This is a genomic window from Dolichospermum compactum NIES-806 (genome assembly GCF_002368115.1).
In the GTDB taxonomy this organism is placed as follows: Bacteria; Cyanobacteriota; Cyanobacteriia; order Cyanobacteriales; family Nostocaceae; genus Dolichospermum; species Dolichospermum compactum.
The window spans coordinates 2,868,576-2,882,543 of the sequence record NZ_AP018316.1; the positions used below are offsets into that span (position 1 = coordinate 2,868,576).

Annotated in this window: 16 protein-coding genes and 1 pseudogene; 9 read left to right on the top strand and 8 right to left on the bottom strand. The window is 36.2% G+C overall.

What is annotated here, in order from left to right; translation table 11 throughout:
- Positions 1 to 671 precede the first annotated feature (671 nt).
- Positions 672 to 1,103: a hypothetical protein gene (locus CA730_RS13570; RefSeq protein WP_096668021.1), complete on the top strand. Its 432-nt coding sequence runs from the start codon at positions 672 to 674 to the stop codon at positions 1,101 to 1,103.
- A 55-nt stretch (positions 1,104 to 1,158) separates the two neighbouring features.
- On the opposite strand, the gene CA730_RS13575 is transcribed toward CA730_RS13570, so the two are convergent.
- The 3 genes from CA730_RS13575 to upp form a co-directional block, all read right to left on the bottom strand.
- A complete protein-coding gene (locus CA730_RS13575) occupies positions 1,159 to 1,437 on the bottom strand; it encodes a YggT family protein (RefSeq protein WP_027401027.1) in 279 nt (92 codons plus the stop codon).
- Between the two features lie 102 nt (positions 1,438 to 1,539).
- Positions 1,540 to 1,875, bottom strand: a complete 336-nt coding sequence (locus CA730_RS13580) for a hypothetical protein (RefSeq protein ID WP_096668023.1) — start codon at positions 1,873 to 1,875, stop codon at positions 1,540 to 1,542.
- 76 nt (positions 1,876 to 1,951) lie between these two features.
- Positions 1,952 to 2,602, bottom strand: a complete 651-nt coding sequence (upp, locus tag CA730_RS13585) for a uracil phosphoribosyltransferase (protein WP_096668025.1) — start codon at positions 2,600 to 2,602, stop codon at positions 1,952 to 1,954.
- Positions 2,603 to 3,235: 633 nt separating this feature from the next.
- Between upp and CA730_RS13595 the strand changes: the two genes are divergently transcribed.
- Both CA730_RS13595 and CA730_RS13600 read left to right on the top strand, forming a co-directional pair.
- Positions 3,236 to 3,916 carry a conjugal transfer protein TrbI gene (locus CA730_RS13595; protein ID WP_096668027.1) on the top strand — a complete coding sequence of 227 codons (681 nt, stop codon included), beginning with the start codon at positions 3,236 to 3,238 and terminating at the stop codon, positions 3,914 to 3,916.
- An 82-nt stretch (positions 3,917 to 3,998) separates the two neighbouring features.
- Positions 3,999 to 4,301: pseudogene (locus tag CA730_RS13600) on the top strand (S-layer homology domain-containing protein); the annotation flags it as partial.
- 155 nt (positions 4,302 to 4,456) lie between these two features.
- Here CA730_RS13600 and CA730_RS13605 read toward each other — a convergent pair.
- On the bottom strand, positions 4,457 to 5,812 hold the full coding sequence (locus CA730_RS13605; protein WP_096668029.1) for a sensor histidine kinase: 1,356 nt from the start codon (positions 5,810 to 5,812) through the stop codon (positions 4,457 to 4,459).
- 300 nt (positions 5,813 to 6,112) lie between these two features.
- Here CA730_RS13605 and CA730_RS13610 point away from each other — a divergent pair, with 300 nt between their 5' ends.
- Positions 6,113 to 6,442 carry a DUF3155 domain-containing protein gene (locus CA730_RS13610; protein WP_096671524.1) on the top strand — a complete coding sequence of 110 codons (330 nt, stop codon included), beginning with the start codon at positions 6,113 to 6,115 and terminating at the stop codon, positions 6,440 to 6,442.
- A 461-nt stretch (positions 6,443 to 6,903) separates the two neighbouring features.
- Here CA730_RS13610 and CA730_RS13615 read toward each other — a convergent pair whose 3' ends face one another.
- Entirely contained in the window at positions 6,904 to 7,437 is a 534-nt protein-coding gene (locus CA730_RS13615; protein WP_096668031.1) for a cofactor assembly of complex C subunit B, read from the bottom strand.
- A gap of 122 nt (positions 7,438 to 7,559) precedes the next feature.
- Here CA730_RS13615 and CA730_RS13620 point away from each other — a divergent pair, with 122 nt between their 5' ends.
- A complete protein-coding gene (locus CA730_RS13620) occupies positions 7,560 to 8,132 on the top strand; it encodes a DUF3611 family protein (protein WP_096668033.1) in 573 nt (190 codons plus the stop codon).
- A 20-nt stretch (positions 8,133 to 8,152) separates the two neighbouring features.
- Here CA730_RS13620 and CA730_RS13625 read toward each other — a convergent pair whose 3' ends face one another.
- Positions 8,153 to 8,734, bottom strand: a complete 582-nt coding sequence (locus CA730_RS13625) for a Uma2 family endonuclease (RefSeq protein WP_407919803.1) — start codon at positions 8,732 to 8,734, stop codon at positions 8,153 to 8,155.
- Positions 8,735 to 8,959: 225 nt separating this feature from the next.
- Here CA730_RS13625 and serS point away from each other — a divergent pair, with 225 nt between their 5' ends.
- The 3 genes from serS (at position 8,960) to CA730_RS13640 (ending at position 11,984) form a co-directional block, all read left to right on the top strand.
- A complete protein-coding gene (gene serS, locus CA730_RS13630) occupies positions 8,960 to 10,240 on the top strand; it encodes a serine--tRNA ligase (protein WP_096668037.1) in 1,281 nt (426 codons plus the stop codon).
- Between the two features lie 148 nt (positions 10,241 to 10,388).
- Entirely contained in the window at positions 10,389 to 11,126 is a 738-nt protein-coding gene (locus CA730_RS13635) for a hypothetical protein (RefSeq protein WP_096668039.1), read from the top strand.
- Between the two features lie 264 nt (positions 11,127 to 11,390).
- On the top strand, positions 11,391 to 11,984 hold the full coding sequence (locus CA730_RS13640) for a hypothetical protein (protein ID WP_096668041.1): 594 nt from the start codon (positions 11,391 to 11,393) through the stop codon (positions 11,982 to 11,984).
- A 295-nt stretch (positions 11,985 to 12,279) separates the two neighbouring features.
- Here the strand turns inward: CA730_RS13640 and CA730_RS13645 are convergent, their stop codons facing one another.
- Complete coding sequence (locus CA730_RS13645; RefSeq protein WP_096668043.1) at positions 12,280 to 12,681, bottom strand: helix-turn-helix domain-containing protein; 402 nt, start codon at positions 12,679 to 12,681, stop codon at positions 12,280 to 12,282.
- A gap of 133 nt (positions 12,682 to 12,814) precedes the next feature.
- Entirely contained in the window at positions 12,815 to 13,102 is a 288-nt protein-coding gene (locus tag CA730_RS13650) for a type II toxin-antitoxin system HigB family toxin (RefSeq protein ID WP_096668045.1), read from the bottom strand.
- A 587-nt stretch (positions 13,103 to 13,689) separates the two neighbouring features.
- Here CA730_RS13650 and CA730_RS13655 point away from each other — a divergent pair.
- Positions 13,690 to 13,911: a type II toxin-antitoxin system HicB family antitoxin gene (locus CA730_RS13655; protein WP_027402377.1), complete on the top strand. Its 222-nt coding sequence runs from the start codon at positions 13,690 to 13,692 to the stop codon at positions 13,909 to 13,911.
- Positions 13,912 to 13,968: the final 57 nt, after the last annotated feature.

Below are 13,968 nucleotides of genomic sequence, written 5' to 3' on the forward strand. Positions count from 1 at the left end.
CGTACCATAAATTAACTTATTTGTCAACAGTACATTTTTCTCCCAGTCAACTTCCATAATTTCTTGGCTAATTTTTGTCTAAATTTCTCTCAAAAATTGCTGCTAATTTATGAAGTTTTGTATTATTTCTAGATATTGATTTCTGAAACGACTATAAATAAAGGATTTTGAGGATAATATTGTCAGACAGACATAAAATTGACAATATAAACCGAATTATGAAAATCTTGATGATTATAGCAAACCGCCAAAAGTATTGCAAGCCCGTTACTAAATAAAAATAATTCTCAATTAATTATTAAGAAAATCTAAACTTGAATTGTAATGAGTTATGAATATTAAAAGTATTATTATATTTTTATAAGTTTTAATTATAATTTATTCCTAAAATAGCTTTAGAGACTTCCAAATAAAAATATGTCCCAAAACTAACGCAAAAACTCTCTCTATTTCTTCTCTCTCTGTGTTCTCTGTGCCTCTGTACTTCTTTTGTTCATTTATTGGGATAATTTTTTTCTTGGAAGTTCCTTAGCGGAATTTGATGTCTATATCATGTAACACCAAAAATCAATAACTGGAAATTTTACTCTGGAGCGACTCTGCGTGAGGTAAAATTGTACTCTTAAACAGCAACGCCGGCTTTCGTAAATTTCCAATCAAAGGTGTATTTTATGCGGTTACGCTCAATGCAGTTAATTTTTATAGCTGGGCTAATGGGGTTACTTTCCTGGATATGGACACCCACAGCCCTAGCATTAACACAGATTAAATTATCTGATATTTCCTATCACGAATGTCCATCAGAACTGTCCAGTGGAATAGTAGGTAGTAGCGGTTCAAATACTGCCAGTTGCTTCATCGTTACAGGTAAAGCGGAAAACAGCACCCGCAAAACTGTTTATGATGCGGATATTTTTGGGCGTATATATGATGCTAATGGTGACTCAACCTTACAAAATCGGACTCGTCTGGGTTTAATCGCCGAAGTTTCTCCCGGAGTTAGCGATTTTGAATTTAGAATCACAGTCCCCAGTAATCAGCCTTTACCATTACAACTTAAACAATTTAAAGCTGCTGGATTTAGTGGAAGAGTCAGAAGATAAGAGTTGTAGAGACGTTCCTGGGAACGTCCTTACATTGAAAATCGTAAGTTGGGGCTTAAAATCCTTGTACCAAGGTGGCACGAGCTAAACTATCTAAAATACCACCAACTATGTTCAATGCCAAAAATGCCAGGATAGGGGAGAAATCCATCCCACCCAAGGGGGGAATTATGGAACGAAATAGATTGAGGTAGGGATCACTAATTTGGCTTAAAGCTGCAAATGGTTGATTAGACCATTCAATGGTGGGAAACCAAGTCAACAAGACTCGAATAATCAGCAAATAGCTGTAAAGAGAGACAAAGGTAGCTAGAGTTGTAATTAGTAAATTCATGGATGGGTAACTTTCCTGTTAAATGTCAAACATAGATTCTTGATTGATTTTAATTTAGCTCACGTCCCATTGTGTAGCCAATCAATATAACAAAGGGAAAGCTTAAGAATGCTCATTAACTTCCTGGGATGAGTTGCTGTTGACATTACCTAATTGCTTCCGCACATCATCAATTGTGGCATTAAGTTGGGCAATTTTATCTTCGAGCGATCGCCTGGTTGCTTCTATTTCCAAACTTTCATGACCAGAAGCCCTCATCTGCCGCTTTTTAGTCCCTGTCTGTCCATCATTTTCCCCAGCAGTTAACCCTTCATGCTCTTCATTTGCAAACTTAGCATCTAAGCGCGAAGTAATCACCGCCCCTAAAATACCACCAACTACACCCCCAATCAATGACCCCAATAACAAACCACTAGCAAAACCATCTTGCTGACTCATATTTTTTACCGTTTTCTCGAAAATAAGCAACTTTGACCGTACTTTAGCTATTTTCCGTCCTTAGCGGCATCCTAGCTCAAGTTCCAAAAATGCGATCTCCCGCATCCCCTAATCCTGGGACAATATACCCCCGATCATCAAGCGTTTCATCAATAGTAGCGGTGTAAACGATTAAGCCAGGATAGACAGCAGCCAATTTTTTCAACGCTGGGGGAGCAACAACTACAGATATAATCCGAATTAACGCCGGATCAACACCTCTTTGGGTCAATTCATCCATTACTGCCATTATAGAGCCTCCAGTAGCCAACATCGGCTCAGTAATTAAAACCCGCGTTTCGGGGGCAAATTTTTCGGGTAATTTATTTAAATAACAAGTAGGTTCCAGAGTTTCTTCATTTCGCGCCAAGCCAAAATGGTAAATTGATGCCAAAGGTAGTACACCCTGCGCTCCCTCTAACAAGCCTAAACCAGCCCGTAAAATCGGCACAACAGCCACAGGTATCTGAGGATTAATAAAAGTGGCTACACAGGTCGTCAGAGGCGTTTGCACCGTTGTTTCTTGAGTCGGCAACCACTCCCTAGCAGCCTCATACGTTAGCCATCTACCCAACTCAGTAATAGCAGAACGGAATAATACAGATGGTGTAGCTACATCACGAGCAACTCCCAACCAGTGCTGAATTAAAGGATGAGGTGGAACATAAACACGGAGTTGTTGCGTCATAGCTAGAAAATGGCGGCTGGATAATTGTCTTTTTACTGCAACATCATAGCAGAATTCAGGAGTCAGGAGTTAGGAGTCAGGAGTCAGGAGAAAGAAGAAAGCAGGACTTACGCAATTGGCACAAGCGATTCCTAGGTCGCGCTTCCCTATCGCCCAGAGACAGGGAAGCAATGAGTATTGAATAGTATATAAGTATTATTTACTCGGAACATCCCAAAAAATTCAAAGAGTTCCCCGCTGACATCAAGTACAATTTACTGTCTAATTATTTAATTCAGCAACTAAAACGTCCAGATGTTCAAATGTATTTGGTCTGATTTAAAATGACCACTTCCTTCTATAACGATCGCTTGTGCCAGTTGCGTAAGTCCTGCTGGTGTTATTTTAAAATCATCAACATTGCGAGTAACTAATGAAGAGATATTATCTTCGGCAGATTCCTTATCTATAAAACGTAATCTCTCAAATAAAGGCAGTTCTTTTTTTGTTGCTGCAAGTAATTGGATAATGTTTTAATAACTGCTGACCACTGATAGCTGAATGCTTACCTTATGCTTAAATTAACAATTGCCCAGAAACTATCCCAGCTAGTCCACGTCATCTCACATATCACATATTATAGGCAATCTTATCATGAGTCGTTCTATCCGTTGGCAATCTAGCACCGCTGCACTCATGGCTATAGCTATTACCACAGGTGCAGCTACCCCTTTACTATCCTTTAGTCCGGTTATGGCACAAGGATACAATCTCAATCAATCACGGACAATTAGTATTCGCTCTGGTGCGACTTTACCTGTTATTTACGAAAAAGAGAAGGTTATTGTCAAACCGGGTGAAACATTGGCTTTAACTCTGAAAATAGCTGACAATGTTACTGATAGTAACAGAAATATTTTAATTCCTGCTAATAGTGAGGTTATTGGGGAATTACAACCAGTAAGATTAAATACTCGATCTACCAATAATAATCAGCAAGGTGTTCGTTTTGTAGCCAGAGAATTAGTATTTCCTTCTGGACAACGACAACAGATTTATGCTAACTCTAAAACTATCACCCAAACAGAAACAATTACTAAGGGAGCAAGCACTGGACAAATATTAACTGATGCTGCGATTGGTGCGGGTGCTGCTAGTCTGATTTCATTGGTGACTGGTAACAAGAAAATTGAAGTTTTAGAACCTGTAGGTGGTGCAGCAGCGGGGGCTTTAGCTAGTATACTATTACGGAAACCAAAAGCTGCTGTTTTTGTGCTAAGACCAGAACAGGATTTAGATATTACGCTGACTTCAACTTTAGTGATAACTCGTTAATAGACTGGATTTCATGATACAAGTAATAAGGCGATTTTATGCTGAATCATGGTAAGCGATCGCTTTATTTTTATAAATGTCTATGTTCTTAGCAACAAAAAAAAGACATGAGCAGATAGTTACTTTGAAGAATTTACAATCAAAAACAGCATTATTTATGGCTTTAGGTATCACATCTACTGCCACTTTACCTTTAATTATAGCAAATCAAGTTTTTGCTCAAACCTCTTTTACTGATGTTCAATCTAGCTACTGGGCATCACAATTTATTCAAGAATTATCAAGACGAGGTATTATTGCTGGTTTTCCTGATGGTAGTTTTCGTGCCGAAGAGGCAGTAACCCGCGCTCAATTTGCGGCTATGCTCAATAAGGCTTTTAATAAATGGGAAAAATAGTGTTGATTTAATCCTGATTGAACCTAATACGGATTTAAAATTAACAATAAGTCAAGACTTGCAAATTCCTTGAAGATATGTTTTAAAAATGATTGTGATTAGTTAGTGTCAAATTCTTACTTAAAATCATAAATTCCTGTCAGCTAATTAACGGCCAGCAACCAAATTATAAAGGTAGTTCCTGGGGCATAAGGTGATGTGATGACTGAGTTGATTGCCGGACTAAAAACCTCGATGTTTCCGTGCATTTCTACTATTAACTGTTTAGCAATGGCGATTCCTAGGCCAGTTCCCGGAATTTCTGTTTTTGCCTGTACACCTCGGTAATGTCTTTCTCCTAGATGTTTTAAGTCTTCTGGAGGAATACCTGGACCTGTATCACTAATAGCAATACCTTGTAAATTTCCTTTTTGTTGCCCACATTGGACTAATATCTTACCTCCAGATGGCGTATATTTTAAAGCGTTATCCAGGATGTTACTCAAGACTTCTTGTAAGGCTTTCTCATTGACTATTGCTAAGGGTAAGTGAGGAGAAATTTCTGTGATTAATTGTAAATTTCTTTCTTGAGCAATGGCTTGTGCAGATATTAATAAAGGTGCTAATAAATCTACTAAGAAACAATTAGTTAATTGTTCTCCTGTTCCGGGTAATAATAACGCAGGTTTAGCTGCTTTTTGCACATTTGCGTTAATAACTACTTTTGATTCTGGTAGAGGTAAAGGTTCTAAATCTGCTGTATTTAAATCAATTACTTGATCAAATTGTTTTAATAGTTCTTGTAAGCGATCGCTCTCCCGGACTATACTGGTGGCGACTTCCCGATTAGGATCAACCGGTAGCATTCGTTTAAATAGTAATTTCCCAAAGGTGCGGACAGCAGTTAAGGGGTTACGAAATTGATGTAAGAGATTATCTAATAAATCCCGTTGTCTCTCTTGGAGAATTTGTTCCTGCTGGAGTTGATGTTGCAACCATGCCTGGCGCTGGTCTAAAATGCAAGCGATCGCTAAAGTCTTAGCAATGCGTTCAATCTCCCTTTCCTCGCGTTCATTCCATTCCCTATCTTCCCTCGCCGTCACCAATAACCCCATCATCACACCTTCATAAATCAAAGGTAAAACAATTTGGTTATGACTAAGCAAATATTCATCTTGTGCATTGTGTAAATTTTGTTTTCCTGTTGCTGCCGATTCCGCTGATTCATGGGAGGATATTGGAGTCGGTTTTAACAATCTCATTTGCTGATTGGGTAACGATAAAACATTAGCTAACTTTACAGGATAACCTTCCCCCACTTCACTATATTCATCACTGGAATTTAATGCTATAGTCTCTGGATACACCATTACCGGAATTAGTTGCGCCTCCCCTGTAGATTTTTCTACTAGTTCTTGTGTCAAATAAACAACAGTAAAGCCTGCTCCCATCCCTTGGGTTAGCAGATCCATTTGCTCTCGACATAGAGCAAGAAAATCAGAACTGGCAGACATTAGCATGAGTTCAGGAATCTAGAAGGAGTCAGGAAGAACGAAGAAGGAACAAGGAAATTATCCAGTCCCCAGTCCCCAATCAAGGTTTATAGCTATCTAGTTTAGTCTGGTAATGGATGATTGGTAAGGAGTAATGGCTGAAAAGTCAGCAATTTTTTTAATTTTTAATTCTTCATTTTTCAGAGTTTTCCCCCAGTTGTATCAAAACATTAAAAACTCTTGATTTTTTAAGATAGAACTTATATGATGACGACGGATTTTGTAGCCATAACTACAGTCTATAGCTTGAAACAGGAGGACAATAGGTTGGCAAGGAGACGCAAGCGGAAGAGCCGTCGTAGGCAGGAAGGACGGCGCATACTTGAGCATATCCCTCAGTACAGCATTGAAAGTGGCGAAGATAAGCCTGTGACAGCAGCAAGAAAGTTCATTCAAGCTGAAGGTATTTTGCCACCTGCGCTGCTACTAGTAAAACGCAATGAACATACAACGGACCGTTATTTCTGGGCGGAAAAAGGTCTGTTTGGCGCTCAATACGTAGAAGAGAATCATTTTTTGTTCCCTAGTCTCAGGATTTTAGAATCACCAACAGCACCAGCGCCAGAACCTGTCGCTGTTGCTGTTGCTAGTAACTAAACAACAAATGACCATCATATCTTGTAAATGTGACTTCTGAATCTGTGAATAATTAACTGGCAATTGTTACCAGTTTGTTCAAAAATTTCATTTTTTTTAATTTTTTGGTTGAAATTGCCAGTCAGGTTTAAATACATTCTCTCAAGTCATGGCATAATTAATCCTTCATTAATCTACAACAGATTAGATGAATCAGTTTGTTATCAGCTTATACAAAAGAGAATAGCGACAGAGCCAAGGTCATCCAAAAAACGAAGCATGAATTATTTATGCTCTCACTAATTTGGACTACTATCAAACTCTGTCCGCCAATTTAAATTTTTCCTCATGACATACCAAGCATCAGGAAGATTAACGGCACTAGCAGAATTTTCTCTTCTCCCCTACTGCTGATTTCCTCAAAACTTGAGTCAGAAGCCTACATGAATGTAGATAATGCTAGTTTTCACCCCCAAAATCAATCAAGTGTCCAGCGTCTTTAGCTGTAATGCCCTTTGTAACTCAGCCAGTTCATCTCTATGGGCAGTTACAGTGATTGTACTTGAGAAGTTTTGCCCACTTGGGATATTTTCCATCTTGAGTGACACCTTCTCAAGTCTTCCAGATTTTTTCCAGTACAATAATCCACTTAAAGGCGAAAACAGGATTATTACTAGAAAAAATTGGCCAAAATCGGGCAAAAGCATTGATAGAACCAACGCCAAACAACCCAAACCTACGGCTGCTAATATAGTCAAAAATATAGCTAGAAACCAGCTAGGGCTAACCAATCCTTCAAAAGTGACTTGATTTTTAGCAGAATCTACCGCTGAAACTCGATAAGCACGAGAGCGAAAATACTCCTTTAATGCAGCCATTAATGTATTCTCATCCTGTTCTGAAGTCAATTGCATCACTTCTGTACGATCCTTAGTCGAAGCGCGTATAAAGAAAAATAATCCAACTGATAACAGAAAAGTTAAGAGGAACGTAGATTGAGAAACAGTAGAATTCATAACTAATTTTTACGTCTGAAATTTTCAGTAGACTTAACCCATTATCAATTATTCTGGAAATAGGTAACAGCTAACAAACAACAAACGGAAGTTGTTCTTAATTTTTAAGTTTTAATTTTTATATGACGCAAAACTCCGAAACACCATCATATAACCTTCGGGCTATAGCCCAACAATTTCGCCTAGCAGGTTGGATTAGTTTATGGATTCAGTTGGTATTAGGTGTAATTTCTGGAATAATTGTCTTGTTATTTGGCATTTTTAGTCAAAAAGCAGGTAGCCCCAGTAACAATCCAGGAACGGGCTTTGGCGTGTTTTTAGCAATTTGTGGCATACTTCTGTTGGGTGCTGGTATTTACTTAGCTTATCGCTACACTAGAATTGGCAAGAAATTAGAATCCCCTAATCCCACTAATCGCCCTCGTAAGGTGGAAACTGTGCAGGTATTACGTTTAGGTCTATGGATAAATTTAGGGGGAATATTAGTCACTTTATTGGGAGCGCAAGCGATCGTTGGTACACTAGTAGCCAGGTCTATATCTCCTCAAGCAGTAACTACTCAATTATTTGACCCGACTCGGATTATTAGCGGATTGGATATGCTTATAGTCCAGGCAAATACAAACACCGTATCAGCGCATTTTGCTGGGTTATTGGCATCCTTGTGGTTAATAAATCGGATTAATAAACCATAATTGACAGTGCTTGTAGTATCTTAATCCCTGAAAACAGGTAATTCTAAAATAAATCCTGGTAAAACATTTTCTCCCGATAAACTTGTCGGTAATGATACTATTTCTACAGACTGATTTTGACGGTAAATTTCTACTTGTTGATTTTGAGGATCAATTAACCAACCTAAACGTAAACCACTATTAAGATATTCCTGCATTTTCTCCTGTAATTGACTTAAAGAATCTGTACGAGAACGCAATTCTATGACAAAATCAGGACAAATTTTAGCAAATTTTTCTTTTTCTTTAATGGTTAAAGATTCCCAACGTTCATTAGCAATCCAAGCCACATCAGGAGAACGTTTACCACCATTAGGTAGAGTAAAAACAGTAGAAGAACTAAATACTTTTCCGAGTTTGGTTTGAAGATTCCATAACCAAACATAACCATTAAAATCTGACTCTCTATTACCACTAATTGCACCAACTGGAGGCATAATTATCAATTCTCCCTTAGCAGTTTGTTCAAGTTTCCAATCTTCATTGATTTGACATAGTTGATAAAACTGTTCATCACTTAACTCTACATTTTTGATATTTAAAATAACTGATTGAGTTGTCATCATTGCTGAAAACTCCTTAACGCTTAGGTAATGGAGAAGAGTATCTGAACTAATTATCAACTATATTTTGTAGATTTGCTACTGATTATAATTAAACGCAGATAAACGCAGATAAACACAGATAGGAAACATGGCATTAGTGGTATATAGGGTTTAGCATTGTTAAGCCCCTACACTTAATCACCTCAATCAAGTACAATTGACAAAACTTAACGAAATTCACCAATGCTGGATATTAAACAAATTAGAGAAAATCCCCAATTAGTACAAGAAAAGTTGAATACTCGTAGTGGTAAATACGAGATTCAGCCTATATTAGATTTGAGCCAACAACAACGGGAACTGGAAGTCAAACGCAACGAACTCCAAGCCCGCAGTAATGAAATTGGTAAACTGGTGGGACAAAAGGTAAGATCTGGTGTTAATCCTCAAGATGAGTCAATTCTGGCTTTAAAAGAAGAAGGAAACAGCCTCAAAATCACATTAAGCTCATTAGAACCCCAGGAAAAAGAATTAAAAGCCCAAATTCACCAATTACTCTTAGCACTTCCGAATTTACCCAGTGATTCTACCCCCATTGGTACAAGTGAAGATGATAACCAAGAAGTGAAAACATGGGGAGATGAATATAAACCCGAAAATCCCAACATTGTCCCCCATTGGGAAATCGGCGAAAAGTTGGGAATTTTGAATTTTGAAAGAGCGGTAAAAATTGCCCAAACTCGGTTTGTAAGTTTGATAGGTGCAGGTGCTGCTTTAGAAAGAGCATTAATCCAATTTATGCTTTCTAAACATATTGAAAATGGCTATATAGAAGTTAGTCCACCGTTGTTAGTTAATACTGATTCTTTAACGGGAACAGGACAATTACCCAAGTTTGCAGAGGACAGTTTTAAATGTGCAGAAGATGATTTGTGGTTAATTCCTACTGCGGAAGTTCCTGTCACTAATTTTTATCGAGAGGAAATTATCAACGCGGAAGAATTACCAATTTATCATACTGCATATACGCCATGTTTTCGGCGGGAAGCGGGAAGTTATGGCCGGGATATGCGGGGTTTAATTCGGTTACATCAATTCAATAAAGTTGAGTTGGTGAAATTAGTAAAACCGGAAAGTTCTTTTGATGAATTGGAGACGTTGCTAGTCAGTGCAGAGAGTATTTTACAGGCTTTAAAATTGCCTTATCGGGTGATTAATTTATGTACTGCTGATTTAGGTTTTTCGGCAACAAAAACCTATGATTTAGAGGTATGGTTGCCTTCTGCTGGCAAGTATCGGGAGATTTCTAGTTGTTCTAATTGTGTTGATTTTCAAGCGAGAAGGGCGGATATTCGCTTTAAGGAAGCTGGTAAGAAAGGAACGCAGTTTGTGCATACTTTAAATGGTTCTGGTTTGGCTGTAGGTAGGACTATGGCGGCGATTTTGGAGAATTATCAGCAAGCTGACGGGACGATTAAAGTACCGGAGGTTTTGCAGGTTTATTTGGGTAGGGAGGTTTTGTAGATATTTTATCTATCTGAAATTCTGTATAATTATTTATTGTCAATAGTGGTTATACAGAATTTTTTGTCTATATATTTTGTTAGGATGTTGCTATAATCAGTAGGCGTATATCTTAATTAAAAAACCGCTACAAATTGGAGTAACTATAATGTCAGTTAATCGCCCATATCGGAGAAGTTATCGTCAATTTGTGGATGACCATTACACTGAGGGTGGACGTTCTCAGTACATAGTCCATTCCAAATTTGCTCAATCTCCTAAAAATTATATTCGTGGATTTCTTCTCTTACAAAATGATCTGCAAGAACTCTTTGATTATATTGAACCATCAGACCAAAATCTAGAATGCTTTTCATATAGAATTCATGCTCTTTTGGTTCGAGCGTGTATAGAGGTGGAAGCAAATTTTAAGGCCATTCTTAGAGAAAATGGATACAGTAGAAGTTGTATGAATATTAAAAACGACTACTATAAAATTAATAAAACGCATCTACTTTCTTCTTATGAGGTAGAAGTTCCTTACTGGAAGGGACAACACAAGATACGAAAACCTTTTTCATCTTGGTTATCAACGAATTATAATCCTCTATCTTGGTATCAAGCTTACAATAACACCAAACATGATCGGCATTCTAATTTTGAACAAGCAAATTTCGAGAATCTAATAGATGCCTGTTGTGGTCTGCTTGTACTTTTATCATCACAGTTTGGAACTGAGGACTTTTCTCCAGGAAGTGCTTTCTTAGCTTTAGAATCTTCAAAAGATACTATTGGTAGTTACTTTAAGGTTACGTTTCCGGAAAACTTTCCGCCAGAATTACGATACGATTTTAATTGGCAAGATTTAAAAGATCAAGACGATCCTTTTTTAGAATGTAATTATTAAATCTTGTAGGGTGTGTTAATAAAATGTAATGCACCTCTTTCTATTAAAATTGGCATCACCGTGCCATCAATCTGGATTAAGAGTAAATACTATTGTTTCCATTAATTCCACTCAGTGCATCCCACTTTGCCAACTTGGTAAATATGATCTGATGTCAAGACCCCATAGAAGCCCTAAATACTTATCAATTCTGAAAATGTTGACTATAGATGAATTTGCTGTATAATATTATAGTGAAGAGGAAACATTGGAGCGATTTATAATATGTCAAATAATTCTGATTATAATGTTTATTTTAAATTATCTGATGGTGTTGTTATAAAAAAACTTCTTAATGTAAAATTCACCCCTGATGAATATATTTTAAATAAAAAGATTAAGCTTGATGATAGCGATGATTTTTTTATTATTTTAGATATAAATGATTCTTATGAAACTGTTTTAAAATCAAAGACTAATTATTACAAGGATAATCTTGGTGGCTGGGATTATGAAGAATATTATCAAGCCTATCATAGAGATTATCAAAGAATTTTTGTTAAAGATATTACTGTGGAATTAGACTTTTTAAATCATAAAAAAGAAATGGAAAAACTTCTTAAGAATCTAGAATTTGAAAAGAATGTAGATAAAATTTGTCTTATTTCTTTAGTAATGTTTATATCTAGTTTCATATTAATTCTTTTTTTAGCACCTTTCTCACGTTCTATTAATTTTCTACATTTTATTATATTCTTATTTTTATGTCTTTCTGCAATTATATGGGTTAGTATGAGCATATATGGTTTATGTTCTCCAAATTATAATACAAAAAAATTTAAGCCTACTAAATTAGTAGAAACAAATTATACACAATAAATCTCGTTACTTGCAATAGAAATTTTTAAAGGGTGCGATAATGAAATGTAACGCACTGTTTTTTAGTAAAATTTAACTGTCTGAATCAGGATATCCAGGATTAAAGGATTAACAGGATAATATTTAATTTTGATATTCTGGAATATTAAAATTAGCGCAACTTCTGAGGATGTAGATGAATATGAAAAAAACATCCTCTACATCCTCAAATCCTGGACATCCTGATTCAGACCATTTTCAGCTACAATTAAAGCATTAGAAGTGATTCAGAAAGTAAGCTATTATCCCCATTTGCTTACAAAAACAAAGAATATGATACATGAAAAAAATCTCCCAATGCTTTGGCTTGATTTTTGCTAATACTTCTTTTACCATTTATTACTTCTGAAGTAATACCTTTTGAGCCAAAAATCTCGACAATATCCTTTTGTTTGAGTTCTCTTACTGACATTAACTCATGTAATATATCTAGGGGAGTTATAGCTTTCATCTGATAGACTCTATTTTCATATTGCTCAATTAGTGTTACTAGCAACTGTAAAACTTCAGCTTGTTCATCTGTCAAATTTTCCCCTAAATCCATAAATTTATCTACTTCATTTAGTAGACGCTTATGTTCTATTTCTGTGTCAATTATACGTGGCACAGTTTCAGAAAGTAGCTTAATGTATTCTTCCTTGTTTAGTGTAGTTGTCATATACAACCCCCTTTGGGGTAGAATGTTTTCACTAGGGACATAGTAAAGCCATATCCTAGATGTTTATGAGCTTCTGAGTAGTGTAATTAGACTATTGAGAAGCGAAATCCTCTAATAATCCTCTAATTATTCCTTATTTTTTCCACTTATCTTCATTATATTCACTATGAGTTAATACATCCTCAATCTTAATGGTCTTGACTTTATAGGTAATTTTAGTAATTAACCGAAACTTATTTCCTCCTATATTAAAAACTGTGTACCCTTGTACAAAATCTGCGTGTGGATAAACTTCCCTTACATCTATAATGTGTTTCCATTCTTCCTTTTGAGCAGTTTGGAGCCAAACATTAAGACTAATTTCAGCATCTGGATGAATCTTACTAAATTCAGTTAGGTTTTCGATGCCAATTACTTTCATAATATATTATTAAATTCGATTTTTTTAGTTTAAACATATCTGCTTTACCTTGTTTTTTTGGTCGGTATAACTTTATGTTCTCATAAAGAGAACCAAATGTCAAGCCTCTGTACAGGAATTTTTGGAAATTCATTTCAATTAGGCGAAGTGTTGAAATTACCACCGCGTAAACGTTACGCTACTCCTGGATTTCTCATCTTGTAGGGTGCGTTCTCCGAAAGTACAGCACCATTTTTTATTAATATTTAACTGTCTGATAGCGCAGCGTGGCGCAAGTCATATCAGGATAACCAGGATTACAGGATTAACAGGATTGTATTTAATATTGATATTGTGGGATATTTGAATTAGCGCAATTTCGTGAAAATGTAGATATATATTAAAAAACATCCTGTACATCCTCAAATTCTGAGCATCCTGATTCAGACAAATAATGTTAAAATTTTTACTAGCAGAAAATGGTCAAAAAAGATAAACTAACTGAAAAATTAAAAAATAGCCCCAACAATGTAAAGTTTAGTGATATTCGTAAACTTTTAGAGTTAGAGGAGTTTTTCTTAGATAGAATTAATAGAAGGAGCGTAATCATGAATTATCCCATAGTTGTTTATCCTTGTGAAGAAGGCGGTTTTGTAGCAGAAATTCCCGCATTAAAAGGATGTTTAGCACAGGGTGAAACTTTAGAAGAAACCTTACAAGAATTGATAATTGTGCGAAACTTATGGTTAGAAACAGCCGAAAAATATGGTCAAAAATTGCCAGATATTGAAGGTGCTATTGCAAAAGTGAAAGCTCTAAGTAGCGTATAAATTTTAGAATCAGGATTTCCACCGATTAAAGGATTAACAGGATTGTATTTGATATTG